The sequence below is a fragment of the Caballeronia sp. Lep1P3 genome, from assembly GCF_022879595.1.
GTDB lineage: Bacteria > Pseudomonadota > Gammaproteobacteria > Burkholderiales > Burkholderiaceae > Caballeronia.
In genome coordinates, this window is record NZ_CP084266.1 from 493,383 (window position 1) to 520,134 (window position 26,752).

29 protein-coding genes are annotated in these 26,752 nt (G+C 65.1%); 20 read left to right on the forward strand and 9 right to left on the reverse strand.

The features are described 5' to 3' along the window. Positions 1-125: 125 nt before the first annotated feature. The 6 genes from LDZ27_RS16745 (at position 126) to LDZ27_RS16770 (ending at position 5,519) form a co-directional block, all read left to right on the forward strand. The gene (locus tag LDZ27_RS16745; RefSeq protein ID WP_244817304.1) at positions 126-1,091 is read left to right on the forward strand and encodes a 4-hydroxyproline epimerase; all 966 of its coding nucleotides are present in this window, start codon (positions 126-128) and stop codon (positions 1,089-1,091) included. Further along, on the forward strand, positions 1,088-2,236 hold the full coding sequence (locus tag LDZ27_RS16750) for an FAD-binding oxidoreductase (protein ID WP_244817100.1): 1,149 nt from the start codon (positions 1,088-1,090) through the stop codon (positions 2,234-2,236). Before LDZ27_RS16745 ends, LDZ27_RS16750 begins: the two co-directional genes overlap by 4 nt. After that, positions 2,229-2,477, forward strand: a complete 249-nt coding sequence (locus LDZ27_RS16755) for a (2Fe-2S)-binding protein (protein WP_244817305.1) — start codon at positions 2,229-2,231, stop codon at positions 2,475-2,477. The genes LDZ27_RS16750 and LDZ27_RS16755 overlap by 8 nt, the downstream gene beginning before the upstream one ends. Further along, complete coding sequence (locus LDZ27_RS16760) at positions 2,474-3,757, forward strand: FAD-dependent oxidoreductase (RefSeq protein WP_244817101.1); 1,284 nt, start codon at positions 2,474-2,476, stop codon at positions 3,755-3,757. The genes LDZ27_RS16755 and LDZ27_RS16760 overlap by 4 nt, the downstream gene beginning before the upstream one ends. A 182-nt stretch (positions 3,758-3,939) precedes the next feature. Further along, positions 3,940-4,731, forward strand: coding sequence for an AraC family transcriptional regulator (locus LDZ27_RS16765; RefSeq protein ID WP_244817306.1), 792 nt, complete (start codon positions 3,940-3,942; stop codon positions 4,729-4,731). A 377-nt stretch (positions 4,732-5,108) separates the two neighbouring features. Beyond that, positions 5,109-5,519, forward strand: a complete 411-nt coding sequence (locus LDZ27_RS16770) for a response regulator (protein WP_370653455.1) — start codon at positions 5,109-5,111, stop codon at positions 5,517-5,519. A 57-nt stretch (positions 5,520-5,576) separates the two neighbouring features. On the opposite strand, the gene LDZ27_RS16775 is transcribed toward LDZ27_RS16770, so the two are convergent. Next, positions 5,577-5,747 carry a hypothetical protein gene (locus tag LDZ27_RS16775; protein WP_244817103.1) on the reverse strand — a complete coding sequence of 57 codons (171 nt, stop codon included), beginning with the start codon at positions 5,745-5,747 and terminating at the stop codon, positions 5,577-5,579. Positions 5,748-5,911: 164 nt separating this feature from the next. Here LDZ27_RS16775 and LDZ27_RS16780 point away from each other — a divergent pair, with 164 nt between their 5' ends. From LDZ27_RS16780 to LDZ27_RS16790, 3 genes are all read left to right on the forward strand, one after another. After that, positions 5,912-6,583, forward strand: coding sequence for a glutathione S-transferase (locus LDZ27_RS16780; protein WP_244817104.1), 672 nt, complete (start codon positions 5,912-5,914; stop codon positions 6,581-6,583). A gap of 123 nt (positions 6,584-6,706) precedes the next feature. After that, entirely contained in the window at positions 6,707-8,344 is a 1,638-nt protein-coding gene (locus LDZ27_RS16785; protein WP_244817105.1) for an ATP-binding domain-containing protein, read from the forward strand. 27 nt (positions 8,345-8,371) lie between these two features. After that, positions 8,372-10,216, forward strand: a complete 1,845-nt coding sequence (locus tag LDZ27_RS16790; protein WP_244817106.1) for an ATP-binding protein — start codon at positions 8,372-8,374, stop codon at positions 10,214-10,216. A 16-nt stretch (positions 10,217-10,232) separates the two neighbouring features. Here the strand turns inward: LDZ27_RS16790 and LDZ27_RS16795 are convergent, their stop codons facing one another. After that, positions 10,233-11,087, reverse strand: a complete 855-nt coding sequence (locus LDZ27_RS16795) for a helix-turn-helix domain-containing protein (RefSeq protein WP_244817107.1) — start codon at positions 11,085-11,087, stop codon at positions 10,233-10,235. Between the two features lie 167 nt (positions 11,088-11,254). Next, positions 11,255-11,923 carry a TetR/AcrR family transcriptional regulator gene (locus tag LDZ27_RS16800; protein ID WP_244817108.1) on the reverse strand — a complete coding sequence of 223 codons (669 nt, stop codon included), beginning with the start codon at positions 11,921-11,923 and terminating at the stop codon, positions 11,255-11,257. 136 nt (positions 11,924-12,059) lie between these two features. Here LDZ27_RS16800 and LDZ27_RS16805 point away from each other — a divergent pair, with 136 nt between their 5' ends. Continuing rightward, positions 12,060-12,578: a DUF6622 family protein gene (locus LDZ27_RS16805; RefSeq protein ID WP_244817109.1), complete on the forward strand. Its 519-nt coding sequence runs from the start codon at positions 12,060-12,062 to the stop codon at positions 12,576-12,578. An 89-nt stretch (positions 12,579-12,667) separates the two neighbouring features. On the opposite strand, the gene LDZ27_RS16810 is transcribed toward LDZ27_RS16805, so the two are convergent. After that, on the reverse strand, positions 12,668-12,871 hold the full coding sequence (locus LDZ27_RS16810) for a cold-shock protein (RefSeq protein ID WP_244817110.1): 204 nt from the start codon (positions 12,869-12,871) through the stop codon (positions 12,668-12,670). A gap of 81 nt (positions 12,872-12,952) precedes the next feature. Continuing rightward, the gene (locus LDZ27_RS16815) at positions 12,953-13,198 is read right to left on the reverse strand and encodes a hypothetical protein (RefSeq protein ID WP_244817111.1); all 246 of its coding nucleotides are present in this window, start codon (positions 13,196-13,198) and stop codon (positions 12,953-12,955) included. A gap of 517 nt (positions 13,199-13,715) precedes the next feature. On the opposite strand from LDZ27_RS16815, the gene LDZ27_RS16820 reads away from it, so the two are divergent. Genes LDZ27_RS16820 through LDZ27_RS16835 form a run of 4 tightly spaced genes read left to right on the forward strand, consistent with a single transcriptional unit; the run spans position 13,716 to position 17,816 of the window. Continuing rightward, a complete protein-coding gene (locus LDZ27_RS16820; RefSeq protein WP_244817112.1) occupies positions 13,716-14,477 on the forward strand; it encodes an SDR family NAD(P)-dependent oxidoreductase in 762 nt (253 codons plus the stop codon). 27 nt (positions 14,478-14,504) lie between these two features. Beyond that, a complete protein-coding gene (locus LDZ27_RS16825) occupies positions 14,505-15,824 on the forward strand; it encodes an MFS transporter (RefSeq protein ID WP_244817113.1) in 1,320 nt (439 codons plus the stop codon). 19 nt (positions 15,825-15,843) lie between these two features. After that, a complete protein-coding gene (gene rhmD, locus LDZ27_RS16830) occupies positions 15,844-17,022 on the forward strand; it encodes an L-rhamnonate dehydratase (protein WP_244817114.1) in 1,179 nt (392 codons plus the stop codon). An 11-nt stretch (positions 17,023-17,033) separates the two neighbouring features. Continuing rightward, complete coding sequence (locus LDZ27_RS16835; protein WP_244817115.1) at positions 17,034-17,816, forward strand: SDR family NAD(P)-dependent oxidoreductase; 783 nt, start codon at positions 17,034-17,036, stop codon at positions 17,814-17,816. On the opposite strand, the gene LDZ27_RS16840 is transcribed toward LDZ27_RS16835, so the two are convergent. Beyond that, positions 17,803-18,759, reverse strand: coding sequence for a LysR family transcriptional regulator (locus LDZ27_RS16840; protein WP_244817116.1), 957 nt, complete (start codon positions 18,757-18,759; stop codon positions 17,803-17,805). The genes LDZ27_RS16835 and LDZ27_RS16840 overlap by 14 nt on opposite strands. Positions 18,760-18,924: 165 nt before the next feature. On the opposite strand from LDZ27_RS16840, the gene rhaM reads away from it, so the two are divergent. From rhaM to rhaS, 6 genes are all read left to right on the forward strand, one after another. Further along, complete coding sequence (gene rhaM, locus LDZ27_RS16845) at positions 18,925-19,239, forward strand: L-rhamnose mutarotase (RefSeq protein ID WP_244817117.1); 315 nt, start codon at positions 18,925-18,927, stop codon at positions 19,237-19,239. Positions 19,240-19,268: 29 nt separating this feature from the next. Continuing rightward, positions 19,269-20,159 (forward strand): amidohydrolase, encoded by an 891-nt coding sequence (locus LDZ27_RS16850; RefSeq protein WP_244817118.1) that lies wholly within the window; start codon positions 19,269-19,271, stop codon positions 20,157-20,159. 15 nt (positions 20,160-20,174) lie between these two features. Next, positions 20,175-21,686 (forward strand): sugar ABC transporter ATP-binding protein, encoded by a 1,512-nt coding sequence (locus LDZ27_RS16855; protein ID WP_244817119.1) that lies wholly within the window; start codon positions 20,175-20,177, stop codon positions 21,684-21,686. Further along, positions 21,686-22,726, forward strand: coding sequence for an ABC transporter permease (locus LDZ27_RS16860; RefSeq protein ID WP_244817307.1), 1,041 nt, complete (start codon positions 21,686-21,688; stop codon positions 22,724-22,726). Before LDZ27_RS16855 ends, LDZ27_RS16860 begins: the two co-directional genes overlap by 1 nt. Further along, a complete protein-coding gene (locus tag LDZ27_RS16865) occupies positions 22,719-23,723 on the forward strand; it encodes an ABC transporter permease (RefSeq protein WP_244817120.1) in 1,005 nt (334 codons plus the stop codon). The genes LDZ27_RS16860 and LDZ27_RS16865 overlap by 8 nt, the downstream gene beginning before the upstream one ends. 76 nt (positions 23,724-23,799) lie before the next feature. Continuing rightward, complete coding sequence (gene rhaS, locus LDZ27_RS16870) at positions 23,800-24,813, forward strand: rhamnose ABC transporter substrate-binding protein (protein WP_244817121.1); 1,014 nt, start codon at positions 23,800-23,802, stop codon at positions 24,811-24,813. A 98-nt stretch (positions 24,814-24,911) separates the two neighbouring features. On the opposite strand, the gene LDZ27_RS16875 is transcribed toward rhaS, so the two are convergent. The 3 genes from LDZ27_RS16875 to LDZ27_RS16885 form a co-directional block, all read right to left on the reverse strand. Next, positions 24,912-25,316, reverse strand: coding sequence for a helix-turn-helix domain-containing protein (locus tag LDZ27_RS16875; RefSeq protein WP_244817122.1), 405 nt, complete (start codon positions 25,314-25,316; stop codon positions 24,912-24,914). Positions 25,317-25,657: 341 nt separating this feature from the next. Beyond that, positions 25,658-25,939, reverse strand: a complete 282-nt coding sequence (locus tag LDZ27_RS16880) for an H-NS family nucleoid-associated regulatory protein (protein WP_244817123.1) — start codon at positions 25,937-25,939, stop codon at positions 25,658-25,660. A 418-nt stretch (positions 25,940-26,357) separates the two neighbouring features. After that, a complete protein-coding gene (locus LDZ27_RS16885; protein ID WP_370653438.1) occupies positions 26,358-26,576 on the reverse strand; it encodes a hypothetical protein in 219 nt (72 codons plus the stop codon). Positions 26,577-26,752: the final 176 nt, after the last annotated feature.

Genomic DNA, 26,752 nt, shown 5'->3' on the forward strand with positions numbered 1-26,752 from the left:
GCAAATGCGCGCGTCTTGCGCGTTTCGCGCGTGACCGACGCCGATTTCGGCATAGCCCCGTTATGCCGATTTCGTCATCAAAACCGCCTAGCCGCGCCAAGACGCCCGCCGCGCGCATTTCTAGGATAGGCGGCATGAAAACCATCGACATCATCGACTCGCACACGGGCGGCGAACCGACGCGCCTCGTCGTCGCGGGCGGGCCGGAACTGGGCGGCGGCACGCTCGCGCAACGGCGCGACGCGTTCCGCACGCATTTCGACGACTGGCGGCGCGCCATCGTGACGGAGCCGCGCGGCTCGGACGTGATGGTAGGCGCGTTGCTCTGCGCGCCCGACGATCCTGCGGCGGCCGCAGGCGTCATCTTCTTCAATAACGTGGGCTACCTCGGCATGTGCGGGCACGGCACCATCGGGCTCGTCGCGTCGCTTGCGCATGCGGGCAGGATCGCGCCGGGGCGGCACAGGATCGATACGCCGGTCGGCCCCGTCGATGCGACGCTCAATGCGAACGGCAGCGTCAGCGTGCGCAACGTGCCGGCGTACCGGCATCGGCGCGGCGTCAGCGTGGACGTGCCGGGGCACGGCGCGCTGAAGGGCGACGTCGCGTGGGGCGGCAACTGGTTCTTCCTCGTGGCCGAAACGGAGCATCGACGCGAGCTGACGCCCGCGCGCATCGGCGAGCTGACGGTGTTCTGCGACGCCATCCGCGACGCGCTGCACGCACAGGGCGTCACGGGCGCGGACGGCGCGTACATCGACCATATCGAGCTGTTCGCCGATTCGCCGCGCGCGGGCATCGACAGCCGCAACTTCGTGCTCTGTCCCGGCAGCGCCTACGACCGCTCGCCGTGCGGCACCGGCACGAGCGCGAAGCTCGCGTGCCTCGCCGCCGACGGCCTTCTCGCGCCCGGCGCGGCGTGGCGGCAGGAAAGCATCATCGGCAGCGTGTTCGACGCGGCTTACGCGATGGACGGCGACCGGCTGATCCCGACCATCACCGGCTACGCGCATGTGATGGGCGAAGGGCGGCTCGTCATCGACGAACGCGATCCGTTCGCGTGGGGGATAGAACCCGGCGAACCTGCATGAGCGCGGACGCGATCGTCGTCGGCGCGGGCATCGTCGGCGCGGCGTGCGCGGCGGAACTCGCGGCGCGCGGCATGTCGGTGGAGGTGATCGAGGCGCGTGGCATCGGCGGCGGCGCGACGGCGGCGGGCATGGGCCATATCGTCGTGATGAACGATTCGCCCGCCGAATTCGCGCTCGCCCGCCATTCGCGCGAACTGTGGCTCGCGCTCGCGCCGCATCTTCGCGAGATCGACGCGTTTTCGCGCTGCGGCACGCTCTGGATCGCCGAGGACGACGACGAGCTCGCCGCCGCCCGCGCGATGCACGCGGCGTTCGCGAGCGGCGGCGTGCGCGCGCATCAGCTCGACGCCGCCGCGTTGCGCGACGCGGAGCCGGCGCTCAGTCACGCGATGCAGGGCGGCCTGCTGATCGACGACGACGCCATCGTCTACGCGCCCGCCGCCGCGCAATTTCTCCTGACGCGTTCGCCCGGCGCGGCGCGCATTCGCGTGTCGACGCAATGCGCGGTCGCCGCCGTCGATGCAAGCGAAAGCGCGGCCTGCGTGACGCTCGCGAACGGCGAGCGGCGCACGGCGGCGCATGTCGTGGTGGCGAACGGGCTCGCCGCGTCCGCGCTCATCGACGGCGTGCCGCTCGAAGCCAAGAAGGGGCATTTGCTGATTACGGACCGGTATCCGGGCACGCTGCATCATCAGGTGCTGGAACTCGGCTATATCAAGAGCGCGCATCACGCGCGAGGCACGTCCGTCGCGTTCAACGCGCAGCCGCGGCCAACCGGTCAGATGTTGATCGGCTCGTCGCGGCAGTTCGGCACGCTCGATCCCGCCGTCGACATGAACGTGCTCGGCGCGATGCTCCGGCGCGCGTCGCATTACCTGCCGGGCATCGGCGCGCTCGACGCGATTCGCGCGTGGACCGGCTTTCGCGCGGCGACGCCCGACGGCCTGCCGGTCATCGGCCCCGCGCGCCCCGCAGACGACCGCCTCTGGCTCGCGACCGGCCACGAAGGACTCGGCGTGACGACTTCGCTCGGCACGGCGAAGCTGCTGGCCGCGCAGATGTTCGGCGAACCGATGCCGTTCCCGCTGCCGGACGCCGCCGCGTTTTCGGCGCAACGCTTCGCGGGGGCGCATGTCGATGACTGAACGCGTGTGCGTGACCATCGACGGCGTGACGCTCGCCGTTCCCGAACACACGACGGTTGCCGCCGCCATCGCGCTGAACGGCCGGACCGCGACGCGCCGCTCGGTTCGCGGCGAGGCGCGCGCGGCGTTCTGCGGCATGGGCGTGTGCCACGAATGCCGCGTGCGCGTAGATGGCCGCGCGCATGTGCTCGGCTGTCAGACGCTCTGCCGCGATGGACTCGTGATCGAGACCATGCGATGAACGCGCAGCGCTTCGACATCGCGATCGTCGGCGCGGGTCCGGCGGGGCTGGAGGCGGCGCGCATCGCGGTTGCGGCGGGGGCGCGCGTCGCGCTCATCGACGACAATCCGCGCCCCGGCGGGCAAATCTGGCGGCAAGGGCCGGCTGCGGACATCTCGCCGCTTCTGCGCGGCTGGCTCGAATCGACCGCCGCGCGCGTCGACCTCGACGTCATGACCGCGACGAAAGTCGCCGCCGCGCAAGGCGGCAAGCGCCTCTTGCTCGAACGCGAAGGCGTGGCGGCCGTCATCGGGTACGGCACGCTGATTCTCGCGACCGGCGCGCGCGAGCGGCTTTTGCCGTTCGAAGGCTGGACGCTGCCGGGCGTGACGGGCGCGGGCGGCTTGCAGGCGCTCATCAAGGGCGGTTTTCCGGTGCGCGGCGAGCGCATCGTCGTGGCGGGCAGCGGGCCGCTGCTGCTCGCCGCCGCCGATACCGCGCGCCGCTACGGCGCCGATGTCCGCGCGGTCGTCGAACAGGCGCCGATGGCACGCATCGCGCGCTTTCTCGGCTCGCTCGCGGCCACGCCCGCCAAGCTCGCGCAGGCCGTGGCGCTTGCGCGTGCGCTCGGCGTCTCGCGTTATCGGACGGGAAGCGTCGTCGTGAAAGCAGAAGGCGATGCGCGCGTCGAGCGCGTCACGCGTGTCACGATTCGCACGCGAAACGGCGAAGAAACGATGGAAGCGGATCGCGTCGCGTGCGGCTACGGGCTGGTGCCGAACACGACGCTCGCGCTTGCGCTCGGCTGCGCGCTCGACGAAAACGGTGCGATTCGCGTGGACGACCGGCAGCGCACGTCGCTCGCGGATGTTCTCGCGGCCGGCGAATGCACGGGCGTCGGCGGCATGGAACTCGCGCGCGCGGAGGGCGCGTGCGCGGCGCACGCGGCGCTCGGCGCACCCATCGACGCGCGCTGGCATCGCGAGCGCAACCGGTGGCGCGCGTTCGCGGCCCGCGTCGAGCGCGCGTTCGAACTCGGCGAAGCCGCCCGCGCAATGCCGCCCGCCGACACGACGATGTGCCGCTGCGAGGACGTGACTATCTGCGAAGTGGCGGCGCACGCGAGCTGGCGCGAAGCCAAACTGCTCACGCGCTGCGGGATGGGTCCGTGCCAGGGCCGAATCTGCGGCGAAGCGGCGGCGCTCTATTTCGGCTGGCCGCGCGCGGCGGCGCGCGAACCGTTCGCGCCCGTTCGAATCGACACGCTTCTCGCCGCGTGCGATTCGTTGGACGATACGTAAGAACGAAAACATAGTGGGGACAGCGCCAATATTGGCGTCGTTTTCGCGCCCCTATAATCGGCGCCATTCTGACCCGACCGCGATTTCTCGAACGCACGATGAGCACGACCGCAGTCACTGCCGGCAGCGCCTCGCCTCTCGCGTTCGGCATCGGCGCACAACCGGCCGAAAGCCTCGACGCGATGCTCGCGCACTTCGCGCTGCTTGCGCCCGTCTTCGATGCGATGCCGGACATCGTGTTCTTCGTCAAGGACCGCGACGCGCGCTACGCGATGGTCAACCGCACGCTCGCGCGGCGCTGCGGCCACAAGGACGACAAGACCGCGCTCCTCGGCAAGACGGCCGAGGACGTGTTCCCGCGCCGCTTCGGGCGCATCTATACGGCGCAGGATCAGGCGATCATCGCGCAGGGCGTGCAACTGGTCGACCAACTGGAACTGCATCTCTATCCGGGACGCGAGCCCGGTTGGTGCATGACGTGTAAGGAGCCGTTGCGCGACGCGCGCGGCGCAATCGCCGGGCTGGCGGGCATTTCGCGCGATCTGCAGGCCGCCGAAAGCACGCATCCCGCGTACAGCCGGCTTGCGGCGGTCGTGCAGCATATCCAGGAAAATTACGTGCAGCCGCTCAATATGCGCGACCTCGCGCAGCGGGCGAACATGTCGATCGCGCAACTCGAACGCTACTTCCACAAGGTCTTTCATCTGACGCCGCGGCAAGTGCTGCTGAAAACGCGCCTCGATGCCGCCACGACGCTGCTCGTCACGCACGACAAAGTCACCGATGTCGCCGCGCTCTGCGGTTACACGGACCACAGCGCGTTCACGCGTCAGTTCAAGGCGACCGTCGGCATTACGCCGACCGAATATCGTGCGCTGCTGCAGTCGCCGCTGCAGTCGCCGATGCAGTCGCCCAAGCAGTCGTCCAAGCAGTCGCCCGCCCGCCGCGCCGATTGTCATGCGAACGGCGTCTGACGGTAATCCGAGCGTGGACCATAACGGAATTACACGGTCGTGCGCGAGCAGAGCCGATATCGGGCGAGAACCGGAAGAGCGCGATGCGGCGCGGCGCGCGGCGCTCCGGGCAGAAGTGCACGCCGGTCCGGATTTTGCTCGATTCAGGTGGCTGGACTCGTGGCGACTTGCAGAAATTTCGTGCTGGCGCCGTCCAGGACACCGCGAGACGTTCCGCACCGGCGCACGCGCGGCAAAAAACACGGTGCGTCCGGAATTCCCGCCGCGTTTTTCTGTCCACCAGAACGCACCGCGCGAAGGTCGGCAGATGAGGATGAAGCGGCGACCCGTGGAGACCGAGCGCGAGAATTCCGTTTTAGGCTGTTGAAAACAAAATGATGAACGAAGTGGCAAGACTGGGGCATGCGCGGATCGTGCTCATCGAGGACGATCCGGAAAGCAGGGCATCACTGCAGACGTTGCTGGAAGAAGAGGGCGCGGAAGTCGTTGCCGTGGCCGACGCCGAAGACGGCGCGGAAACCGCGACGCGCGTGCTCCCCGATGCGGTGATCTGCGATCTCGACCTTCCAGGCATGGACGGTTTCTATCTCATCCAACGTTTGCGCGACCACGAAATACGCGGAAATCTGCCGCCGTCGGTCGCCATCGCGCTGACGGGACACAACGGCGACGAATACCGATTACGCAGCATCGGCGAGGGATTCCAGCATTTCATGACGAAGCCCGCGCATCCGGACGAACTCGTCACGCTCATTCAGGACTCGCTCAATGCGCGCGTCGTGACCTGATCGCGACCGATACGCGAAGCGCCGCGTCCGCGCGGCGCTTCTTCAAGGCTTGCGCTGCTAGGAACGGTCGCGGTTGCGCGCCCGCGTCGCGCCCGTAATGACGGCGACGCCGAGCATGATGACGGCGACGATCGCGATCACATGCTGCGAGACGTGCATGGCGACCAGCGCCCACGACACGCCGCCGATGAAAATAAGCCAGCCCACGAGATAAATGATCAGCGTCATCGGGTTCTCCTTTTAGTCGTGTGAAAAGTGAGCGAGGCGAGCGGACTTCCAGCGCGTTCGGTCTCGCTTTCGCTTTCGCTCCGGCTTACGCCTGCAAGATGCATACCGTCGGAGCAAAGCGCTTCGGCGGCCGATCATCACGAAGCACGACACGACAGCACGCCATGCTCACCGTCCATCATCTCAACAATTCCCGCTCGCAGCGCGTGCTGTGGATGCTCGAGGAGCTCGGCGTCGACTACGAACTCAGGCGCTACGAGCGCGATGCCCGGACCATGCTCGCGCCGCCCGAATTGCGCGCGGTGCATCCGCTCGGCAAGTCGCCGGTTCTGACCGATGACGCGCTCGCGATAGCCGAGTCCGGCGCGATCATCGAGTATCTCGTCGACCGCTATGGCGAAGGCCGCTTCTCGCCGCCGCATGGCGCGTCGCCCGCGCGCGTGCGCTACAACTACTGGATGCACTATGCCGAAGGCTCGGCCATGCCGCCGCTCTTGCTCAAGCTCGTCGCGTCGAGAATCGGCAAGGCGAAAATGCCGTTCTTCGCGAAGCCGATTGCAAGACGCATCGGCGAGACGCTGCAGGCGAGTTTTATCGATCCGCAACTGAAGCTGCACTTGAGCTATATCGACGCCGAACTCGCGAAATCCGCCTGGTTCGCGGGCGATACCTTCAGCGCCGCCGATGTCCAGATGAGCTTTCCGCTCGAAGCCGCGAGCCAGCGCGCCGGGGCGAAAGACCTGGCGCATATCCACGCGTTTCTCGAACGCATTCACGCGCGGCCCGTGTACCGGCGCGCGCTCGAACGCGGCGGGCGCTACGACTACGCCGACTGACTACGCCGACTGACGACGCCGGCGCCAGAGCTTCGGCCACGCGAGGCGCGTTGCGTACAATGATTCGCACGCCGCATCACGCCGCATCATCTCCGTCACGTCCCTCATGCTCAAAGGCATCGCATGGCCCGAATCGTTCCTGACGACTGGAAGAATCTAGACGCGACCGGCGCCGCCGCGCGCGAACTGGAAACGCTCGCGCTCCTCGAAAAGCTGCCCGAGGATTACACGGTCTATCACGGCGTTCACTGGACGCGCATCAACGAAGGCTTCTCCGTTTTCGGCGAGGCCGATTTCGTCGTCGTCGCGCCGTCCGGCCGCGTGCTGATGATCGAAATGAAAGCCGGATTCCTGCGCGAAACCGGCGCGGGCCTCGTGAAGGTGTATCTGCAGAAGGAACGCAACGTCGCGATCCAGCTCGCACGCACGCTCGAAAACCTGCATCGGCGCTTCACGGCGGCGTTCGGCGCGGGGACGTACCGCATCGAGGAACTGCTGTTTTGCCCGGACTACACGGTGAAAGACGCCGCGATCGCCGGCGTGCCGGCGGGCCGTATCGTCGATGCGAGCCGCAAGGCGCAGCTCGCGCGCGTCGTGCTGGACATTCTTCCGCCCGACGAGCCGCGTTTCGAGGCGGCGGCGCGCATCCATCACTTTCTCGCCGACGAACTCTCGCTCACGCCCGACACGAACGCGCTCGTCGGCGCGGCGAACACGCTCGTCACGCGGCTCTCCGGCGGACTCGCGACGTGGGCGCGGCGGCTCGAATTCGCGCCGTTTCGCCTGCGCGTCATCGCAACGGCGGGCGCGGGCAAGACGCAACTCGCAGTGTGCGTGATGCGCGATGCGCTCGCCGCCGGCAAAAGCGTGCTGTACGTCTGCTTCAACCGGCCGCTCGCGGACCATATCCGCGCGATTGCGCCGAAGGGCGCGAAGATCGCGAACTATCATCAACTGAGCGCGGCGGTCGCGCGCGATGCGGGCAGTCCGCCGGATTTCAGCCAGCCCAACGTCTTCACGACGCTCGAAGAACGTTTCGCCGCGGTGCCGGTGCCGGAGCAGTGGAAGACCGATGTGCTCATCGTCGACGAAGGACAGGACTTTCAGGCCGCGTGGGTCGGCGCGCTGGAGCGGCTGCTCAATCCCGAGGGCGCGTGGTGGTGGCTCGAAGACCCGATGCAGAACCTGTATCTGCGCGAGTCCGTGCCGCTGCCCGGCTGGACGATCCTGCGCGAAACCACCAACTATCGCAGCCCGCGCGACTTGCTCGGCTTCATTCGCAAGATCGTGGGGCCGGACGTGCGGCTCGACGCGGGCAGCCCGTTCGACGGCTCCGATGTCACCGTTTCGACCTACGAGGACGGCCATCCCGAGGAAGTCATCGAAGCCACCAAGCGCGCCATCACGCACGCGCTGTCGCTCGGATTCCGCAAGCAGGACATCGCGGTGCTGTCGTTTCGCGGGCGCGAAGGCTCGGCGCTCACGGCGGTGGATCATCTCGGCCCGCATCGGCTGCGCGCGTTCACCGGCACTTACGATCTCTTCGGCAACCCGGAGTATCGCGAGGGCGACGTGCTGCTCGAATCGATCTATCGCTTCAAGGGGCAGTCCGCGCCGTGCGTGGTGCTGACCGAAGTCGATTTCGACACCCTCGACGATCAGGCCGCGCGCAAGATCTTCGTCGGCGCGACGCGGGCGACGATGAAGCTGATCGTCGTCGCGTCGGAACGCGCCGCGCGCGAGATCGAGGCGCTGCGCTAGCCGCCGCGTTCCCTCCGACGCACGCGCATGACAGCCTCGCCCAGCCAACCTCAGCGTCGCGCTCGTTTCACGCGCCCGTGGTTTCGCCGCCTCTGGTACGTGGCGATGATCGCGCTCGCGGTCGCGCCGCCGATCGGCGCGGTCGGCTACATGCTGTATTCCGGCGTCATCGCGCGGGAGACGCATCGGCTCGTCGTGCCTTACGACGGCCTCTATTGGGACGCGGCGCAGTTCCAGATCGCCTACGAGCGTTTCGAGAGCCAGGTGCTGCTCTTTCGCGATGGCATCGACGAGGACGGGGACGCGGTGCGCGCAAGCTATGCACGGCTGCGCGCGCGGCTCGACGAGGTCTCGGAATCGACGGTCACGCTCGAAGGCCACGAGGCGCTGCGCAATCGTCAGCACGAGATATTGCGGCAGTTGCGCACGGCGCTCGATTCGATCCGGCTCGACCTCGAAGACGCGCGACGCGCGCAAGGGCACACGCTGCGCGTGATCGGCGTGCTGCGGCAGAACGCGCCGGCGGTCGCGGAACTGGCGAGCGGGCGTCGGCTCATGGATGTCGCCGAGCACGAAGCGGTGGTGCGCGACTTCGAGGCCAAGCGGCGCTATCTGGTCTACGCCGGCATTCTTCTCGGGCTTTTGTCCGCGGGGGCGACTTCGCTGCTTCTGCTCAACGGCTACCGGCGCACGCGGCTCATCGACCAGCAACGCGCGGCGCTCGCCGCCGAGCATCAGGCGACGCGCTCGGCGCGCGAAGCGGGCGTCGCGAAGGACACGTTCCTCGGCATGATCAGCCACGAACTGCGCACGCCGCTGCATGCGATCGTTTCGTCCATCGAACTGCTCGGGCTCAATCTGCGCGGCGAGGCGGACCGCAAGATCATTCAGCGGCTGGAAACGGGCGCGCGCCATCTCGAAGCGCAAATGCGCGATCTCACCGACTACGCGCGGCTCGGCGCGGGCAAGCTCGAATTGCGCATGACGGTGTTCGATCCGGTCGAACTGCTGGAATCCATCGTCGATGCGAACGCGCCCGCCGCGAGCGCAAAAGGTCTGCGGCTGCGCGGCGACTATGCAGGCGTGCGCGGGCCGATCGAATCGGACCCGCATCGCGTGCGGCAGATCGTGACGAATCTCGTCACCAACGCGATCAAGTACACGGACGCCGGAAGCATCGATGTGCATTTCGCGCGCGCCGAGGAGCATCTTCACGTTTCCGTGATCGATACTGGACCGGGCATCGCGCGCGAGCAACTGCCGCTCATTTTCGAAGAATTCATGCAGCTCGATTCGTCGAGCACGCGGCGTTTCGACGGCGCGGGCATGGGCCTCGCGGTCGTGCGCGGACTCGTCGATCTGCTCAACGGCAGCATCGAAGTGTCGAGCGAAGTGGGACAGGGCGCGGCGTTTCGCGTGAGCCTGCCGGTGATTTCGGTGGAGCGGATGCCGGAGCGCGCGGCGCTTGACGCGGACGTGTCCGCTTTTCGGAAGTCTCGCGTGCTCGTGATCGACGATCACGAGTCGATCCGCGAATCGCTCAGCGAAATGCTGACGCATCTCGGCTATTCGGCGGTCGCGATGCCGGACGTGGACAGTGCGCTCGCGTGGCTGCGCGCCAACGACGCCGATGTGATCCTCGCGGATCTGCATATGCCGGGCAAGGACGGCTACTCGTTCGCGAACGAATACCGCGCGAGGACGGCGCCGGGCGCGAGCGTGCCGATCATCGCGGTGAGCGCCTACGCGCCCGAACGCGTGGACCCGAGCGCCACCATTCTCTTTTTCGACTATCTGTTGAAACCGGTGCGCTACGAAGTGCTTAAGGCGGCCGTGCATCGCGCGGCGACGGCGCGGCGGCGCGCGGCCTGAGCCGCGTATTGCGCGTTCACGCGCGCAGCAGACGCTTCGACAGGTCGGCCACGAGAATGCCGAGCCGCGCGGGTTTCTCGAAGCACGTCACGTTGCAATCGCGGATGATCTGGCTGATTTCGGATTCGCTCGCCTTGCCCGTCGTCAGCTCGCCGGTGAGCACGAAAATCGGCGCGTCGGGATTGTCGGACTCGCGCACCGCCGCGATCGCGCCCGCCGACGTATGTGCGCCGAAAAGCCAGTCGATGACCACGGCGTCGAACACTTGCGACTGAAGCGCGTCGAGAAATGCGTCCAGGCCGTAAAAGGCCATCGCCGTGAAGCCGGTCATCTCGAGATAATCGTGAAGATTGTCGGCGGACGCGTGATCGTCGTCGACGACCGCGATCACCGGCTTTTCCGTATCGGCGCGCCGCGGCTGAATCTCGATCTTGTGGACGTCGCACGCCTGTTGCAGCAGCACGCCCTCGTGCCGCATGACGATCCAGCGGCCGTTCACCTTCTGCGCGATGAAATCCGGCCGGCTGCCCGCATCGAGCGCGTTGCCGACCCACGCGGTGCACGCGATCTCGACCGAGCCGAGCTTGAAGACGGCTTCGTGCGCAATGCCTTCCGTTTCGTCGGGGCGCGTGTCAATGCTGTCGAAGAGCTTGAGCGCGGGTTCGTCGAAGGCATCGGCGACGCGGCGGATCTGCGCGAGCGTCCACGGACTGTTGCCGCGCAGCTTGCGATGTCCCTGCGAGAAGCTCAGATCGAGGATGCGGCACAACTCGGCTGTCTGCTGCCGCTTGCCGATGCCGTGCCGGCTCATGAGCTCGCGCACGCGCTCCGCGACGGCGAGCGATTCGAGAGATGAGGTTTCAGTGACCATACTGCCAGCGGGTGCTCACGTGAAGGCATGAAAACGCGAGGCGTACCGCATATTGCGTACCGCGTTTCGAAATGCCGATGCCGCTGCCGATGCGCAGCGAATCACTCATTGTAAACGCCGGCGCTCGCCGTATTCAAAACTGCAATCGCCGATGCCGCGCTGTGCGGTCACATCGCGTCGATGACGGCGTCGACGAGGTCGCGCGGCGTCGCGAATGCGCTGGCTGCTCTGGCGAGTCCGGCAAGCCGGTTGTCGACGAGAAGCGACGCGAGCCCGTGAACCTGCGCCCACGCCGACGTCATCGCGATGGCGCGCGCGGCGTCGATTTCGGCAAATGGGTGGGCGCTGTCGGCGGCGGGCGCGGGCTGCGCAGTATCGAACATGCCGGACAGCGCGCCCGCCGACACGCGCCGCGCCGCGATCAGCGACGGGCGGCTTGCGTCGAGCAACTCGTTTCGCGACATAAGGCGAAAGAGGTCGGGATTGTCCGCCGCGAAGTCGATATAGCCGTGCGCGATCGCGCGATTGCGTTGCGCCGCGCTCTGCGCTCGTGCGGCGCGCTTCGCCATGGCATCCGCGAGCCGCCGATGGCCGCTCGCCGCGAGTTCGCTGAGGACGCCGGCCGTATCGCCGAAATGATGCTGGGGCGCCGTGTGCGACACGCCGGCTTCCCGCGCGATGGCGCGCAGCGTCAGCCCGCGCAAGCCGTCGCGCCGAAGCACCGTCTCGGCCGCATGCAGCAGCGCATCGGGGAGCGAGCCGTGGTGGTAGGCGTGCGGCGCGGGGTTCTTCGTCGCGGGCCGGCCGCGCTTTCGCGGCGTTTCGGCGTTCTGCATAGGAATGGAAACCCTCTGGTCGATCAATCTTTACAATGTAAAAATATGTTGACCCAGCCGCACTCGAAAGTCAAAATCTTTCCAACGTAAAGATTCGTCGATCGACGGAACTTGCGCAATCAACTGGAGAACGATCATGTCTCTGCAAGCGATTCTGGCCGGCACGCCGGTCTGGGTTTGGGTGTTGTTGGCGGTGCTCGTGTCGCGCGGCCTGAAGGCGATGAAAGGCGGCACCGCGCCGCTCTCGAAACTGGCGGTGGTGCCCGCCGTGTTCGCGGCTTGGGGCGTGCTGCACATCGTCACCGGGCCGGCGGCCGGCTGGGAAACGGCTGCGATGTGGCTTGTCGGCGGCTTGGCCGGCGCGGGCGTCGGCGTTGCGCTGGCGAAGCGAAGCGGGCTGACGGTGGATCGCGCACAGCGCACCGTCACGGTGCCGGGGTCCATCGTGCCGATGCTGCTGATTCTCGCGACGTTCGCCTCGAAATTCTGGATCGGCTTCGAACTCGCGACGGGCGGAGCGGCGGGCGTCGATTCGATGTTCGTCGTGCTGAACGGTCTCGTGTCGGGCGTGGTCGCCGGAATCTTCGCGGGACGCTTCCTGGTCTATTGGCTCGCGCTGCGCCCGGCGCCGGCGGCGATGTTCGGTCGCGTTTGATTGCCGATGAAAAAAAGCCGCGAGACCGATACGGCCTCACGGCTTTGCGCATTCGCGGCTTGTTGCGGCTTATTGCGGCTTACTGCGGCTTACTGCGGCTGAATGTTGGCCGCTTGCAAGCCCTTCGGACCCTGACGCACCTCGAACATCACCTTCTGGTTTTCCTGCAGCGACTTGTAACCGTCCGCCCGAATCTCCGAGAAATGCGCGAACAGGTCGGGGCTGCCGTCATCCGGCTTGATGAATCCGAACCCCTTCGCGTCGTTGAACCATTTCACAGTGCCAATTGCCATTGTTTCCTCTTCTTTTGCAGCGTGGAACGGGGGGCGTCCTCGCGTGGTGGATCGATTGTTATGAGCGTCAGTCGCGATGCGTCAGGCGAGCGCGGCTTCGTCCGGCATCTCGTCGAGCAGCGTCGAAAGCTGGCTGTTCGCTTCCCGGCCGCTGAATTCGCGCAGCGTCGCAAGCAAGGTGCGCCACGGAGCCGGCCAGCGCGTTTCGCGCACGCAGCGGCCTTTCGCGTCGGTGATGCGCAGGAGCGCCGTGTCGGGGTAGTAGGTGAGGGTGACGGGCAGTCCGTCGAGGACGCAGGTTGCGGTACAAGGTTTCGGTGTGAACATGCTTTTTTAGTTGGGTGAGTGGTCGTCGCCGGACGCGGCGCGTGGCGCTCTGGTCGACAGTGCGAGCCAATGAGCAATGGGCGTGCCAGGGCGGTTAAGCCCGCGCTGCGAGGGCGGTGGACATCGCAACTATCCTAATCCGCGTTGCACGGCGTTGAACGATGTTTTGACGACATTCGGGTTCAGTTGCGCGACGTTGCACCGATATACTCGGTCGCAACACAGACCTCGGAATGCCATCATGTTCGTTGCCACTCTTTTGCTTTGCCCTGTTGGAATCGCGGCTCTTTTCGCGTTCGCATTGTTCGCCGACAGGACTTTTCGCCGGACGCATCTGCAAAAAGCGCCCACGCTGACGGTTCCCGAAGTGCCACGCACGACACTCAAGCGCCGTCGCTAAACCGGCGATCCGCTTTCGTTATCGAACGATGGCCCTTTCGAATTGTTCCGCTATTGGCGCCGGTCTATAGTGCCCGTCACGGCATCTCACCGACACGACAATACAAGGAGACAGGGCATGAACCGGATCGATCTGGCGGATCGCAGTGTGGTCATCACCGGCGGCGCGCGGGGTATCGGCCTTGCGGTCGCCGAGCGCGCGCTCGCGTCGGGCGCAAGCGTCGCGCTGTGGGATGTGGACGCGGAGCGGCTCCAGCGCACGCGCGCCGAACTCTCGTCGAAATACGACGGGCGCACGGTCAGCGAGGCTGTCGTCGAACTGACGGACGAGTCTTCCGTCAACGCCGCCGTCGAAGCGACGCTCGCCGCGCACGGCAAGATCGACGTGCTCGTGAACAATGCCGGCATCACCGGCGGCAACGGGGCGACGTGGGAACTCGCGCCCGAAGTCTGGCGCCGCGTCATCGACGTCAATCTGATCGGACCATATCTCACGTGCCGCGCGATCGTGCCGCACATGTTGAAGGCGGGCTACGGGCGCATCGTCAATATCGCGTCCATCGCGGGCAAGGAAGGCAATCCGAACGCCTCGCACTACAGCGCGTCGAAGGCCGGGCTGATCGGGCTCACCAAGTCGCTCGGCAAGGAACTCGCGGGCAAGAACATCCTCGTGAACGCCGTCACGCCCGCCGCGGCCAAGACCGAAATCTTCGATTCGATGGCGCAGCAGCACATCGACTACATGCTCTCCAAGATTCCGATGAACCGTTTCCTCATGCCCGAGGAAGCGGCGTCGCTCATCCTGTGGCTCTCGTCCGAAGACTGCGCGTTCAGCACGGGCGCGGTGTTCGACTTGTCGGGCGGACGCGCGACCTACTGATTCCCGCGCGTTTCACTGGAGAGAGACATGGATCGATCCGCTTTCGCGGAAGGCGCCGTCACGTCCCGCGTGATGCGCCGGCTGCTGCCGTTCCTGCTGCTCATGTACGTGCTGGCGTTTCTGGACCGCGCGAACATCGGCTTCGCGCAAAAGGCGTTGCAGCAGGATACGGGGCTCACGAACGCCGCGTTTGCGTTCGGCGCGGGCGTGTTCTTCGTCGGATACGCGATTTTCGAGGTGCCGAGCAATCTGCTGCTGCATCGCGTGGGCGCGAAGCTGTGGATGTGCCGCATCATGGTCACATGGGGCCTCGTTTCGGCGGCGATGGCCTTCGCGCATTCTGGAACCGCGTTCTACACGCTGCGCTTTCTGCTCGGCGTGGCGGAAGCGGGCTTCTTTCCCGGCATCGTCTATTACCTGACGCGCTGGTTTCCGCAAGCGTCGCGTGCGCGCGCGCTCGGCGTTTTCTACTTCGGCGCGCCGCTCGCGTTCATCTTCGGCGCGCCGCTTTCGGGGCTGCTGCTCGATCTGCACGGCGCGCTCGGGTTTGCGGGCTGGCAGTGGCTCTTTCTCGTCGAAGGGCTGCTCGCGTCCATCGTCGGCGTGTGCGCGTTCTGGTATCTCGACGACGATCCCGCCCGCGCCCGCTGGCTCGCGCACGATGAACGCGCGTGGCTCGTCGCGCGCCTCGCGGATGACGCGCGCGCCGCTTCGTCGCATGGGCCGCATCGCGTGCTCGCCGCGCTCGTCGATGCCCGCGTGCTGGTGTTGTGCTGCGTCTATTTCCTGATTCAGGCGGCCGTGTACGGCGTCGTCTTCTATCTGCCGCAACAGGTGTCGGCGTTGCTCGGCACGAAGGTCGGCTTTCGCGTGGGACTCGTGACCGCGCTGCCGTGGATCGCTGCGCTCGTCGTGACGTGGATCGTGCCGCGCTACGCCGATCGGACGGGCAAGCATCGCGCATGCGCCGTCGCGCTGCTCGTGATGTCGGGCGTGGCGATCGCGGTGTCGGGGCTGGCTGGCATGCCGCTCGTCTCGCTCATCGCGCTGTGTTGCGCCGCCAGCGGATTCATCGCCGCGCAGCCGCTCTTCTGGACTTTCCCGACGCGCTATCTGACGGGCGCGGCCGCCGCCGCGGGCATCGCGCTCATCAATTCGCTCGGCGGCCTCGGCGGATTCTTCGCGCCGATAGCCCGCACCGCCGCCGACGCCGCCTTCCATTCAACGAGCGCCGGCCTCGTGCTGCTCGGCGCGGCGAGCGTGCTGGCCGCGCTCGTGATCGTCGCGCTGGTGCGCGTGCCGCAACGTCAACCGATTTCGGGCGGTGAGCCCGTCGAAGCATCCTGACAACTAGGAGACGAAAACCATGTCCATGCCCACCATTCGCCAGGTTCGCGCGTTCACCGTTCGCGGCGGCGGCGCGGATTATCACGATCAGGGCGCCGATCACTGGATCGACGATCACGTCGCGACGCCGATGGCGCGTTATCCCGAGTATCGGCAGAGCAGGCAGTCGTTCGGCCTGAACGTGCTCGGTTCGCTCGTCGTCGAGATCGAAGCGAGCGACGGCACAGTCGGCTTCGCGGTGACGACGGGCGGCGAGATCGGCGCGTTCATCGTCGAGAAGCATCTGGCGCGTTTCCTCGAAGGGCAGCGCGTGACGGACATCGAGAAGATGTGGGATCAGATGTACTTCGCGACGCTCTATTACGGACGCAAGGGCATCGTTCTGAACGCGATTTCGGGCGTCGATCTCGCGTTGTGGGACTTGCTCGCGAAGGTGCGCAAGGAGCCGGTGTTTCAGTTGCTCGGCGGCCCGGTGCGCGATGAATTGCAGTTCTATGCGACCGGCGCGCGCCCGGATCTCGCGAAGCAGATGGGTTTCATCGGCGGCAAGATGCCGTTGCAGCACGGCCCGGCGGAAGGCGAAGAAGGGCTTGCCGCGAACATCGCCAAACTTGCGGACATGCGTTCCAAAGTGGGCGACGATTTCTGGTTGATGTTCGATTGCTGGATGAGCCTCGATCTCAACTACGCGAAGCGTCTCGCGACGGCGGCGCGCGAATTCGGGCTGAAATGGATCGAAGAAGCGCTTCCGCCGGACGACTATTGGGGCTACGCCGAACTGCGCCGATCGGTGCCGCGCGGCATGATGGTGACGACGGGTGAACACGAAGCCACGCGCTGGGGCTTTCGCATGCTCTTCGAGATGGGCTGCGCGGATCTCGTGCAGCCGGACGTCGGCTGGTGCGGCGGCATCACGGAACTCATCAAGATTTCCGCGCTTGCGGACGCGCATAACGTGCTGGTCGTGCCGCATGGGTCGTCGGTGTACAGCTATCACTTCGTCGTGACGCGGCACAACTCGCCATTCGCGGAATTCCTGATGATGGCCCCGCAAGCCGATCAGGTCGTGCCGATGTTCACGCCCTTGCTGCTCGACGAGCCGGTTCCGGTGAACGGCCGCATGAAAGTGCCGGAAACGCCGGGCTTCGGCGTGCGGCTCAATCCCGAATGCGCGCTTGCGCGGCCTTACACCCACTGACGAGGCGTCACATGCTGCTGGAAAACAAGGTCGTGATCGTGACGGGCGGCTCGCGCGGCATCGGCCGGGCGATTGCGCTCGCGAGCGCGCGCGAAGGCGCTGACATCGCGATCAATTACTGGCGCGACAACGATCAGTCCTACGGCAAGGCATCGGCGGCGGAATCGATCGTCGGCGAAATCGAGTCGCTCGGGCGTCGTGCGATTGCGGTGGAAGGCAACGTCGCGGAGCGCGAGACGGGCATCGAACTCGTGCGGCGCACGGTGGAGGCGTTCGGGCGTGTGGACGTGCTTTCGAGCAACGCGGGAATCTGTCCGTTTCATGCGTTTCTCGACATGCCCGCTTCCGTCTACGAAACGACGGTCGCCGTGAATCTGAACGGCGCGTTCTACGCGACGCAGGCCGCCGCAAACCAGATGAAAGCGCAGGGCACGGGCGGCGCCATCGTCGCAACGAGTTCGATCAGCGCGCTCGTCGGGGGCGGCATGCAGACGCATTACACGCCCACCAAAGCGGGCGTGCATTCGCTGATGCAATCCTGCGCGATCGCGCTCGGACCTTTTGGAATCCGGTGCAATTCGGTGATGCCGGGCACTATCGCAACGGATTTGAATGCGGAAGACCTTTCCGATACGGACAAGCGTGCCTATATGGAAAAGCGCATCCCGCTCGGACGGCTCGGCGCGCCCGACGACGTCGCGCAATGCGTGGTGTTTCTCGCGTCGGACCGCGCGCGGTACGTGACCGGCGCGTCCTTGCTGGTGGACGGCGGCCTCTTCGTCAACTTGCAGTGAGCGCGAGCGACGCCGACGAATACTTGCGCAATAGCGCGATGAAGTACTCGGCCGGCTCGCTCAGCGTTTCGTATTTGCGGCGCAGAAGGCCGAACCCCGACAGGCTCTTGCCGATTTCGACGGGAAGCGCGACGAGCAATTGCGCGCGCAGGTAGTCGCGCACGACGGACTCGGGCAGCATCGCCACGGCGTCGCTGTTTTGCAGCAGTTGCAGCGTTGCGAAGATGGACGCGCATTCGACGATATCGGCGGGCGTCGTGAGTCCCGCGCGCGCGAGTTCTTCCTCGAAGAGACCGCGCGCCGGGCTCGTGATCGGCTGAAGAATCCACGGCCAGCCGACGAGCCTATCGAGCGCGAGCGAAGTCTTCGCGGCAAGCGAATGCTTCGCGCGTACGACGAGGCGCATCGCTTCGCGCGCGAGCGGTTCGAAGTCGAAGTCATTGTGTTGAAGCGGCGTGGTCAGTCGGCCGAGCGCGAGGTCCACTTCGCGGCGATGCAGCAGTTGCACGACCTGATCGCTCGTCTCGCCGAGGATGCGAACGTTGAGCAGCGGACGCTCGGATTTCAGTTCGGTCACGGCCATCGCGAGCACGTCGGGCGCGGCGCCCATGATCGCGCCGACCGTGAGCTGGCCGTGTCCGCCGCGCCGCTTGTTGTCGAGATCGTCGGCGAAGCGCGTGAGGTCCGCGAGCGAGCGGCGCGCGTAAGCGAGCGCGGCGGTGCCGAGCGGCGTCGGGTGCATGCCTCGTGCGTTGCGCTCGAAGAGCAGAAAGCCGAAGGCCTCTTCGATGTCCGCCAGCATGCGGCTGGCACTCGGCTGCGCGACGTTGATGCTGTCGGCTGCGTGATGGAGATTGCGCGTGTCGTCGAGCGCGACGAGCAACGCGAGATGCTTGAATTTCAGGCGGTTGACGAGCGCCACCTGTGAGACGTTCTGGTTCATTCGGCAATCCGCGTGATGCAACGCAACGATGTTCGCGCGATACGGTTTTGCGATCGGCCAATCCTGCTTTCGGATTGTCCTGCTATCGGTGGCGAATTATAGTCGCAGCACAACGCGCTTCGCGGCATCGAAAGAGGCGCATCGAACATAAAAAGGCGGGCCGCCATGGAGACAGTGGCATTTCGCATGACCCTCAAGCCGGGCATGCGCGAGGAATACGAACGGCGCCATCGCGAGCTATGGCCCGAACTGGCCGACGCATTGCGCGCGGCCGGCATTCGCGATTACTGGATCTTCCTCGACGAAAGCACCGGGCATCTCTTCGCCAGCTACAAGCGCACGGACACGCACAGCACCGACACGCTGCCGGCGCTGCCCATCATGCGCAAATGGTGGGACTACATGGCCGAACTCATGGATACGCATGCGGACAACGCGCCCGTCGCCGTGCCGCTTGCACCGGTCTTTCATCTTGCGTGAACGCGCGTTCCAGCCGCGAGGAGAACAGCATGCAGGTCGTCGATCCGCATATTCACTTGTGGGACCTCTCAACGCATCACTATCCCTGGCTTGCGAATCCGCAGACATCGTTCGTCGGCGATGCGCGTGACTTGCAGCATGACTATCTTCTTCGCGACTTGCTGCGCGATGCAGAAGACATCGAAGTGCTCAAGATCGTGCATGTCGACGCGAATCACGATCCCGCCGATCCTGTCGAGGAAACGCGCTGGCTGCAAGGCATCGCCGATGGAGAAGGTCGTGCCATGCCGAATGGCATCGTGGCGGGCGCGGATTTGTCGGCCGACGATGCGCCGCGCGTGCTCGAAGAACATGCCGCCTTTGCAAACACGCGCGGCATTCGCCAGATTCTCAATGTGCATGACAATCCGCTCTACGACTATGTGGGGCGCCACTACATGCATGAATCGCAATGGCGCACGCATTTCGCGTTGCTCAAGCGCTTTGGCCTGTCGTTCGATTTGCAGCTTTATCCGTCGCAGATGCACGATGCCGCGCGCCTTGCGCGCGAACACGCCGACACGCAGTTCATCGTGAATCACGCGGGCATGTTCGTGGATCGCGCATCGCCTGCCGGTTATCGCGCATGGCGCGAGGGCATGCGTGAGCTGGCCGCGTGCCCTAACGTCGCCGTGAAGATCAGCGGGCTTGCGATGTTCGATCATCAATGGACCGTCGACAGCTTTCGCCCTTATGTGCTCGAAACCATCGACACGTTCGGCTGCGAGCGCGCAATGTTTGCGTCGAACTTTCCGGTGGACCGCCTGTTCGGTTCCTACACGGCTATCTGGCGCGCGTATGCAGGCATCGTCGCGGATGCAAGCGAAAGCGAGAAGCAGGCGCTTTTCGTTCGGAATGCAGAACGTATCTATCGCATATAGGCTGGAGGGCGTTTCATGACACCAAGGCTCGAACTGCGTCACGCGAGTAAGGCATTCGGGCGCGTGCGCGCGCTCGGCGACGGCAGCCTGCAACTCTTTCCCGGCGAAGTGCATGCTTTGCTCGGCGAAAACGGCGCGGGCAAATCCACGCTCGTCAAGCTGCTCGCAGGCGTCTATCAGCCCGACGCCGGCGAACTGCTCGTCGATGGCATCGCGCGGCGTTTTGCAAATCCTGCTGAAGCGCGCGATGCGGGCATCGCCGTGATTTATCAGGAGCCGACGCTCTTCGCGGACCTTTCCATCGCGGAGAACATCTACATGGGAAGACAGCCGCGCGACAGATTCGGGCGCATTCGCTACGACGAGATGCATCGCGAAGTCGATGCACTGCTTGCGTCGCTCGGCGTCAATCTGCGTGCACAGCGGCTCGTTCGCGGACTTTCGATCGCGGATCAACAAGTCGTCGAGATTGCAATAGCGCTCTCGCTCGATGCCAACGTGCTCATCATGGACGAGCCGACCGCCGCTCTGTCACTTCCCGAAGTCGAGCGTCTCTTTGCAATCGTGCGCGCGCTGAAAGAGCGCAATGCCGCGATTCTTTTCATCACGCATCGTCTCGACGAAGTCTTCGCGCTCACGCAGCGCATGACGATCATGCGCGACGGCGCGAAAGTGCACGACGCGCTCACTGCCGAGATGAGCATCGATGCGATCGTGAGCAAGATGGTCGGGCGCGATCTCGATACGTTCTATCCCAAGGCCGATGTGACGCCCGGCGACGTGCGTCTCTCCGTGCGCAACCTGACGCGCGAAGGCGTGTTCAAGGGCGTTTCGTTCGATGTGCGCGCGGGCGAGATCGTCGCGCTGGCGGGCCTCGTCGGTGCGGGAAGAAGCGAAGTCGCCCGCGCGATCTTCGGCATCGATCCAGTCGATGCGGGCGAAGTGCGCGTCGCCGGCAAGACGCTGCGACTGGGCAAGCCGGCGGCCGCGGTGCGCGCGGGGCTGGCGCTCGTTCCGGAAGACCGCCGCGCGCAAGGGCTTGCGATGGAACTGTCGATTGCGCGCAATACATCGCTGACGGTACTCGGACGGCTGATGCGGCACGGCCTCATTTCGTCGCGCAGCGAATCGACGCTCGCCGCCGATTGGGGCAAGCGGCTGCGCCTCAAGGCGAGCGATCTCGATGCGCCCGTCGGCACGCTATCGGGCGGAAACCAGCAAAAGGTCGTGCTCGGCAAATGGCTCGCGACGCATCCGAAAGTGCTCATCATCGACGAGCCGACGCGCGGGATCGACGTCGGCGCGAAAGCGGAGGTGTATCGCACGCTCGCGGAACTCGTCAAAGAAGGCATGGCCGTGCTGATGATATCGAGTGAGCTTCCCGAAGTGCTCGGCATGGCAGACCGCGTGCTGGTGATGCACGAGGGCCGTATCAGCGCGGATATTCCTCGCGCCGATGCGAACGAGGAACGGGTGATGAGCGCGGCGTTGGGCGCATCGCCGCATACATTGGGGCGCGCAGCATGATGACGAGACATTCTCCCACTTTGCCCGCGATGCACGCGGACCGCGCGAGACGCGACGGCATTGCCGCATCCATCGCGAAAAGCCGCGAGCTGACGCTTTTCATCGTGCTGCTCGCGCTCGTCGGCGCGACGGCGGCGGTCAAGCCCGACTTCCTGAACCTGCAGAACCTGCGGGACGTACTGCTCAATGTGTCGATCATCGGCTTGCTGACCGCCGGCATGACGATCGTAATGTTGATGCGGCACATCGACTTGTCGGTGGCGTCGATCGTCGGCGTAAGCGCGTATGCCGTCGGCAGTCTCTTCGTGACGTTCCCGCATATGCCGGTGCTGGCCGCGATGATCGCCGGAATAGGCATCGGATTACTAATCGGGTTCCTAAATGGAGCGCTCGTCACGTTTGGTCGCGTGCCTTCGCTCGTTGCCACGCTCTCGACGCTCTATATCGTGCGCGGCGCGGACTACGCGTGGGTCCACGGCGGACAGATCAACGCGACGAGCCTGCCGGACGCATTCGCGGGCATCGCGACCGGCTCGTTGCTCGGCGTGCCGAATCTCGTGTTGATCGCGCTCGCCGTGCTGATCGTGTTGTCGGTGTATCTCAGGCACTATCGCGGCGGGCGAGAGCACTATGCAATCGGCTCGAACCCAGAAGCCGCGCGTCTCGCGGGCATTCGCGTGGATCGTCGCGTGATGATCGGCTTTCTGTTGTCGGGCGCTATCGCGGGGCTTGCGGGCGTGTTGTGGCTCGCGCGCTTCGGCACCGTCGATGCAAGCACGGCGAAAGGCATCGAACTCCAAGTGGTCGCGGCGGCGGTGGTCGGCAGTGTCGCGATCACAGGCGGCGTCGGCACCGTCGCGGGCGCGACGCTCGGCGCGCTCGTGCTCGGCGTCATCAACATCGCACTGGTCGTGCTGCGGGTCTCGCCGTTCTGGCAACAGGCGATTCAGGGCGCGCTGATCGTCGCCGCGATCACGCTCGATACCTTGCTCGCGCGTTCCGTCGCGCGGCGCATGATGAGGAAACGCGATCATGGCTAAACCAGATTCCACTTTGAACACGCTTTCGACGAAGAAACGTCATGTGCAATGGGAAACGATGCTCGTCGTCGTTCTTGCCGTATCGCTCGTGGCGGGGCGCGTTCTCTCGCCGATGTTCCTGTCGTCCGCGAATCTGTCCAACATGCTCGCGGACTTCACCGAGATCGCGTTGATCGCGCTGCCGATGACGCTCGTGATCGTCGCGGCGGAAATCGACTTGTCGGTCGCTTCGGTGCTCGGCGCATCGAGCGCGTTGATGGGCGTGCTGTGGCACATGGGCTTGCCGATGCCGCTCGTCATCGCGATCGTGCTCGGCGCTGGCACGCTTGCCGGGCTGCTGAACGGCTTCGTGATCGTGCGCTTCGGTCTGCCTTCGCTCGCCGTCACCATCGGCACGCTCGCGCTTTTTCGCGGCCTGGCTTACGTGCTGCTCGGCGATCAGGCGATTGCGGATTTCCCCACGTCCTATACGGCCTTCGGCATCGACACCGTCGCGGGGACGTTCCTGCCGATGCCGTTCATTCTCGTCATCGTCGGCGCGATCATCTTCACGGTGCTGCTGCAAGCGACGCCCTTCGGCCGCAGCCTCTATGCCATCGGCGCGAATCCGACAGCCGCGCAGTTCTCCGGCATCGATGTCGCAAGAACGAAACCTAAGCTCTTCATGATGTCGGGCGCGATGTCCGCGCTCGCGGGCGTCGTCTACACGCTGCGCTTCACGAGCGCGCGCGGCGATAACGGCGAAGGCTTCGAGTTGTCCGTCATCGCGGCGGTGCTCTTCGGCGGCGTGAGCATTTTCGGCGGGCGCGGCTCGATGATCGGCGTGCTGCTCTCGCTTCTCATCATCGGCGTGTTGCGTAACGCGCTGACGCTCGCGGACGTATCGAGCGAAACACTTACGATCGTCACCGGCGCGCTGTTGCTGTCGTCGGTGCTGATACCGAATCTCGTCGCGCGCTGGCGCGCCGCGCGAGAGAAAAGACTGATGAGCGCCTGATGGCGCGTGCTTCAAGCCTGTGTCGTGCCCGTAGATAACCAGCGCAGTCCTGCGCAATGACAGGAGACTTTCCGACATGAAACAACCTTATCGACTCATGCGCGGGCCCATGCTCGCGGCGGCTTTGCTCGCCGTGACCGTCGCGCTGACAGCGAGCGCGGCGGAGGTGAAGAGCGGCCTCAAGATCGCCTTCGTGCCGAAGCAGATCAACAATCCGTATGAAGTCATCGCGGACGATGGCGGCATGGCCGCGATCAAGGAGATGAAGGGCGACGGCAAGGTCGTGGGTCCGTCGGATGCGGGCGCGTCGTCGCAGGTGAGTTATATCAACACGCTCATTACGCAGCGACAGAACGCCATCGTGATCGCGGCAAATGACGCTAATGCCGTCGTGCCGTATCTCAAGAAGGCGATGTCGCAAGGCATCAAGGTCGTGACGTTCGATTCCGATACCGCGCCGGACGGCCGGCAGATCTTCGTCAATCAGGCCGAATCGGAGGCGATCGGGCGCGGACAGATTCAACTCTTGTCGAAGCTGATCGGCGGCGAAGGCGAGTTCGCGGTGCTGTCCGCCACGCCCAACGCGACCAATCAGAACACGTGGATCAAGTGGATGCAGGAGGAGTTGAAGAAGCCCGAGTACTCGAAGATGAAGCTCGTGAAGATCGCCTACGGCAACGACGACGATCAGAAGTCGTTCGTCGAGACGCAGGGTTTGTTGCAGGCGTATCCGAACCTGAAGGGCATCGTGGCGCCGACGTCGGTCGGCATCGCAGCGGCGGCGCGTTATATCTCGAGTTCGCCTGCCAAGGGCAAGGTCGCGGTCACGGGTCTCGGCACGCCGAACCAAATGCGCGCGTTCGTGAAAAATGGCACGGTGCAGGCGTTCCAGTTGTGGGACCCGGGTCAGTTGGGCTATCTCGCGGCGTTCGCGGCGGCCAATCTCGCTTCGGGGACGATCACGGGCAAGGAAGGCGATTCGTTCGATGCCGGCAAGCTCGGCAAGCGGACAGTAGGCAAGAGCGGAGAAGTGATTCTCGGACCGCCGACCACGTTCGACGCAAGCAACATCGACCGCTTCAATTTCTAACAAAGAGAGCCTGAGAGATTGACGGAGCGGCAGTCGCTCCGTCTTTTTTTATGCGCGCAGATATAGTTAGGATGACAAACGATCGACGCGACGTGGAGTCACCGTCGCGACTTCGAAAGCACATGCCCGAGGCCGAGATTCGTCGCGATCTGCCAGATATAAACGCGCGAATAGCGCACGCCGTAGCGCCGTTCGATGAGTTCGCGCAGACGCGCATTGGTCCACGCGTCGCTCTCGAAGCCGTGCATGCGCGGCGAGCCTTTGAGCGCGTCGGCGATCCAGTCGAGCGCCGCGCGGTCCAGCACCGATGCGCGTCCGCCGACGCTCATCGCCGCGAGCGCGTCGATTCCGCCTTCCGAAACGATCGCCTTGTAGCGGCGCACCGTCTGCACCGACAGATGCAGCTCGTCCGCCACCGTTTCGACCGACGCGCCGTCGAGCAGCCTGCGGCCGGCGCTCATGCGCCGCTCGACGCTCGGGAGGGTGGCGGAGCGGGATGGCATCGCGTTCGTCGCTCAGTCGCTTCGCGGAGCGCGCGGGATCGCCGGCACGCGCGCGGGCGCGGACGAGCGAGGGTCCGGCGTGGTCGCGGCGTGAAGGCGTCCGTGTCGGTTCATCGGTGAATCCCGTGGAGCGGAGCGGGCGCGTCGGGCGCAGCCATCGCATCGGCAACGGCCGGCTCACGCAGGCGCAAATCGGCGCAATGCGGATACGCGGCTTGCTTACAGGAGCCGGCTACAGGGAAATACCAATAAACGCTTTTCGGCGCGATGGCGATGCATCGCCGAAAAATTCTTGACGTCGATAAATGGGAACCGATTCGAATAAGGGTGCCGGCGCCGCGTCAGACGCGGTAAAACTCGATGTCCTGGCCTGCATGCACGGCGCGCTTGAGCCATTCGGGCATGTCGCCGACGCCGTCCCACGTGTCGCCGCTCGCGTTGCGGAAAATGGGTTCGGCACCATTGCCTTGCGGCATGGAGGGCAGTTGCGGCATCGGCCGCCTGGGTTTTTGCGCGCCGTTCGCTGCGCTGGTTTTGGTGAATGCGGGCGGCGGGGAAGCCACCGGCGGCGCTTCAGCCAATGCCTCGGCCAGCGCGCTTTCGGTAATGCCGAATTCGGCCATGCGGCTGCGCAAATACGCAATGATGCTGTCTCGCTTTCTTTCGTCCACGGCTTTCCTGATTCAGCTTTTTGATTTGCAGAAGACGAACCGATGCCCCGCGCGGACCGGGGCGGTTCGAAGACTTGAATATGTGTTTATCGCAAAGGGTGGCGCAGCAATTGCCGCCCGTCAATTAGTGAATTCACCTTGAAACTGGTTAAATCCGCCAGACTCGTTGATCGAATAGCCGGATTTGAACTGTCGGGGAAGATTCACCGGTTTGGGCATCATCGCGACGGACGCACGACAAGAGTGCGCGCGGGAAGTCACGCCGAGAGCCACGATCCGCAGATGGGCGAGCCGCGCCGCCAAACAGGGTGCGACGGCTAAAAGCTCGCTTGAACTCCATTGTATGCTTTGCAGCGGCTATTAAAAAGTTTTAACGGCTATGTTGTTCTCCCGGCAATTCCGCACCGTGCGCGCGAATCGCGGCAATCAACTCCGCTGGCGTGATTTCGTAACGGACTTCACGGTGAATGCCGGGTTTGCGCTCGTCGATCTCGATCAGCAAAACGGCTTTGCCGTCGGCGGCGGGTTCCAGCTTGAGCGAGCGCACTTCCTGTCCGGTGGCGTCGTCGTATTCGGTCAGGAGCGTCATGGCTCCGGTGGCAGCGCTTCTCGGCATCGACATCCTTCCTCCGGTCTTGCGACGTATTTTGTTGTTGTTCCGCCGCATCGGCGGCCCGCGCGCCCGAAAGCTCGCGCGCGCTCAAGAATGCGATGCATGGCGGATGAAACGGACGCGAAGCGCGGCGTCCTCGCGCCGCCGCTCCG

Excerpts from the sequence above, each read along its gene's own strand:
- LDZ27_RS16800 (WP_244817108.1), bottom strand. The coding sequence starts at position 11,923 with ATGCAGAACGCCGAAACGCCGCGAAAGCGCGGCCGGCCCGCGACGAAG.
- LDZ27_RS16860 (WP_244817307.1), top strand. The coding sequence starts at position 21,686 with ATGACGAGACATTCTCCCACTTTGCCCGCGATGCACGCGGACCGCGCG.
- LDZ27_RS16765 (WP_244817306.1), top strand. The coding sequence starts at position 3,940 with ATGCTCGCGCACTTCGCGCTGCTTGCGCCCGTCTTCGATGCGATGCCG.
- LDZ27_RS16810 (WP_244817110.1), bottom strand. The coding sequence starts at position 12,871 with ATGGCAATTGGCACTGTGAAATGGTTCAACGACGCGAAGGGGTTCGGA.
- LDZ27_RS16820 (WP_244817112.1), top strand. The coding sequence starts at position 13,716 with ATGAACCGGATCGATCTGGCGGATCGCAGTGTGGTCATCACCGGCGGC.
- LDZ27_RS16750 (WP_244817100.1), top strand. The coding sequence starts at position 1,088 with ATGAGCGCGGACGCGATCGTCGTCGGCGCGGGCATCGTCGGCGCGGCG.
- LDZ27_RS16840 (WP_244817116.1), bottom strand. The coding sequence starts at position 18,759 with ATGAACCAGAACGTCTCACAGGTGGCGCTCGTCAACCGCCTGAAATTC.
- LDZ27_RS16865 (WP_244817120.1), top strand. The coding sequence starts at position 22,719 with ATGGCTAAACCAGATTCCACTTTGAACACGCTTTCGACGAAGAAACGT.
- LDZ27_RS16775 (WP_244817103.1), bottom strand. The coding sequence starts at position 5,747 with ATGACGCTGATCATTTATCTCGTGGGCTGGCTTATTTTCATCGGCGGC.
- LDZ27_RS16880 (WP_244817123.1), bottom strand. The coding sequence starts at position 25,939 with ATGGCCGAATTCGGCATTACCGAAAGCGCGCTGGCCGAGGCATTGGCT.
- LDZ27_RS16790 (WP_244817106.1), top strand. The coding sequence starts at position 8,372 with ATGACAGCCTCGCCCAGCCAACCTCAGCGTCGCGCTCGTTTCACGCGC.
- LDZ27_RS16780 (WP_244817104.1), top strand. The coding sequence starts at position 5,912 with ATGCTCACCGTCCATCATCTCAACAATTCCCGCTCGCAGCGCGTGCTG.
- LDZ27_RS16835 (WP_244817115.1), top strand. The coding sequence starts at position 17,034 with ATGCTGCTGGAAAACAAGGTCGTGATCGTGACGGGCGGCTCGCGCGGC.
- rhmD (WP_244817114.1), top strand. The coding sequence starts at position 15,844 with ATGTCCATGCCCACCATTCGCCAGGTTCGCGCGTTCACCGTTCGCGGC.
- LDZ27_RS16815 (WP_244817111.1), bottom strand. The coding sequence starts at position 13,198 with ATGTTCACACCGAAACCTTGTACCGCAACCTGCGTCCTCGACGGACTG.
- LDZ27_RS16805 (WP_244817109.1), top strand. The coding sequence starts at position 12,060 with ATGTCTCTGCAAGCGATTCTGGCCGGCACGCCGGTCTGGGTTTGGGTG.
- rhaS (WP_244817121.1), top strand. The coding sequence starts at position 23,800 with ATGAAACAACCTTATCGACTCATGCGCGGGCCCATGCTCGCGGCGGCT.
- LDZ27_RS16760 (WP_244817101.1), top strand. The coding sequence starts at position 2,474 with ATGAACGCGCAGCGCTTCGACATCGCGATCGTCGGCGCGGGTCCGGCG.
- LDZ27_RS16875 (WP_244817122.1), bottom strand. The coding sequence starts at position 25,316 with ATGCCATCCCGCTCCGCCACCCTCCCGAGCGTCGAGCGGCGCATGAGC.
- LDZ27_RS16785 (WP_244817105.1), top strand. The coding sequence starts at position 6,707 with ATGGCCCGAATCGTTCCTGACGACTGGAAGAATCTAGACGCGACCGGC.
- rhaM (WP_244817117.1), top strand. The coding sequence starts at position 18,925 with ATGGAGACAGTGGCATTTCGCATGACCCTCAAGCCGGGCATGCGCGAG.
- LDZ27_RS16825 (WP_244817113.1), top strand. The coding sequence starts at position 14,505 with ATGGATCGATCCGCTTTCGCGGAAGGCGCCGTCACGTCCCGCGTGATG.
- LDZ27_RS16755 (WP_244817305.1), top strand. The coding sequence starts at position 2,229 with ATGACTGAACGCGTGTGCGTGACCATCGACGGCGTGACGCTCGCCGTT.
- LDZ27_RS16885 (WP_370653438.1), bottom strand. The coding sequence starts at position 26,576 with ATGACGCTCCTGACCGAATACGACGACGCCACCGGACAGGAAGTGCGC.
- LDZ27_RS16795 (WP_244817107.1), bottom strand. The coding sequence starts at position 11,087 with ATGGTCACTGAAACCTCATCTCTCGAATCGCTCGCCGTCGCGGAGCGC.
- LDZ27_RS16770 (WP_370653455.1), top strand. The coding sequence starts at position 5,109 with ATGAACGAAGTGGCAAGACTGGGGCATGCGCGGATCGTGCTCATCGAG.
- LDZ27_RS16850 (WP_244817118.1), top strand. The coding sequence starts at position 19,269 with ATGCAGGTCGTCGATCCGCATATTCACTTGTGGGACCTCTCAACGCAT.
- LDZ27_RS16855 (WP_244817119.1), top strand. The coding sequence starts at position 20,175 with ATGACACCAAGGCTCGAACTGCGTCACGCGAGTAAGGCATTCGGGCGC.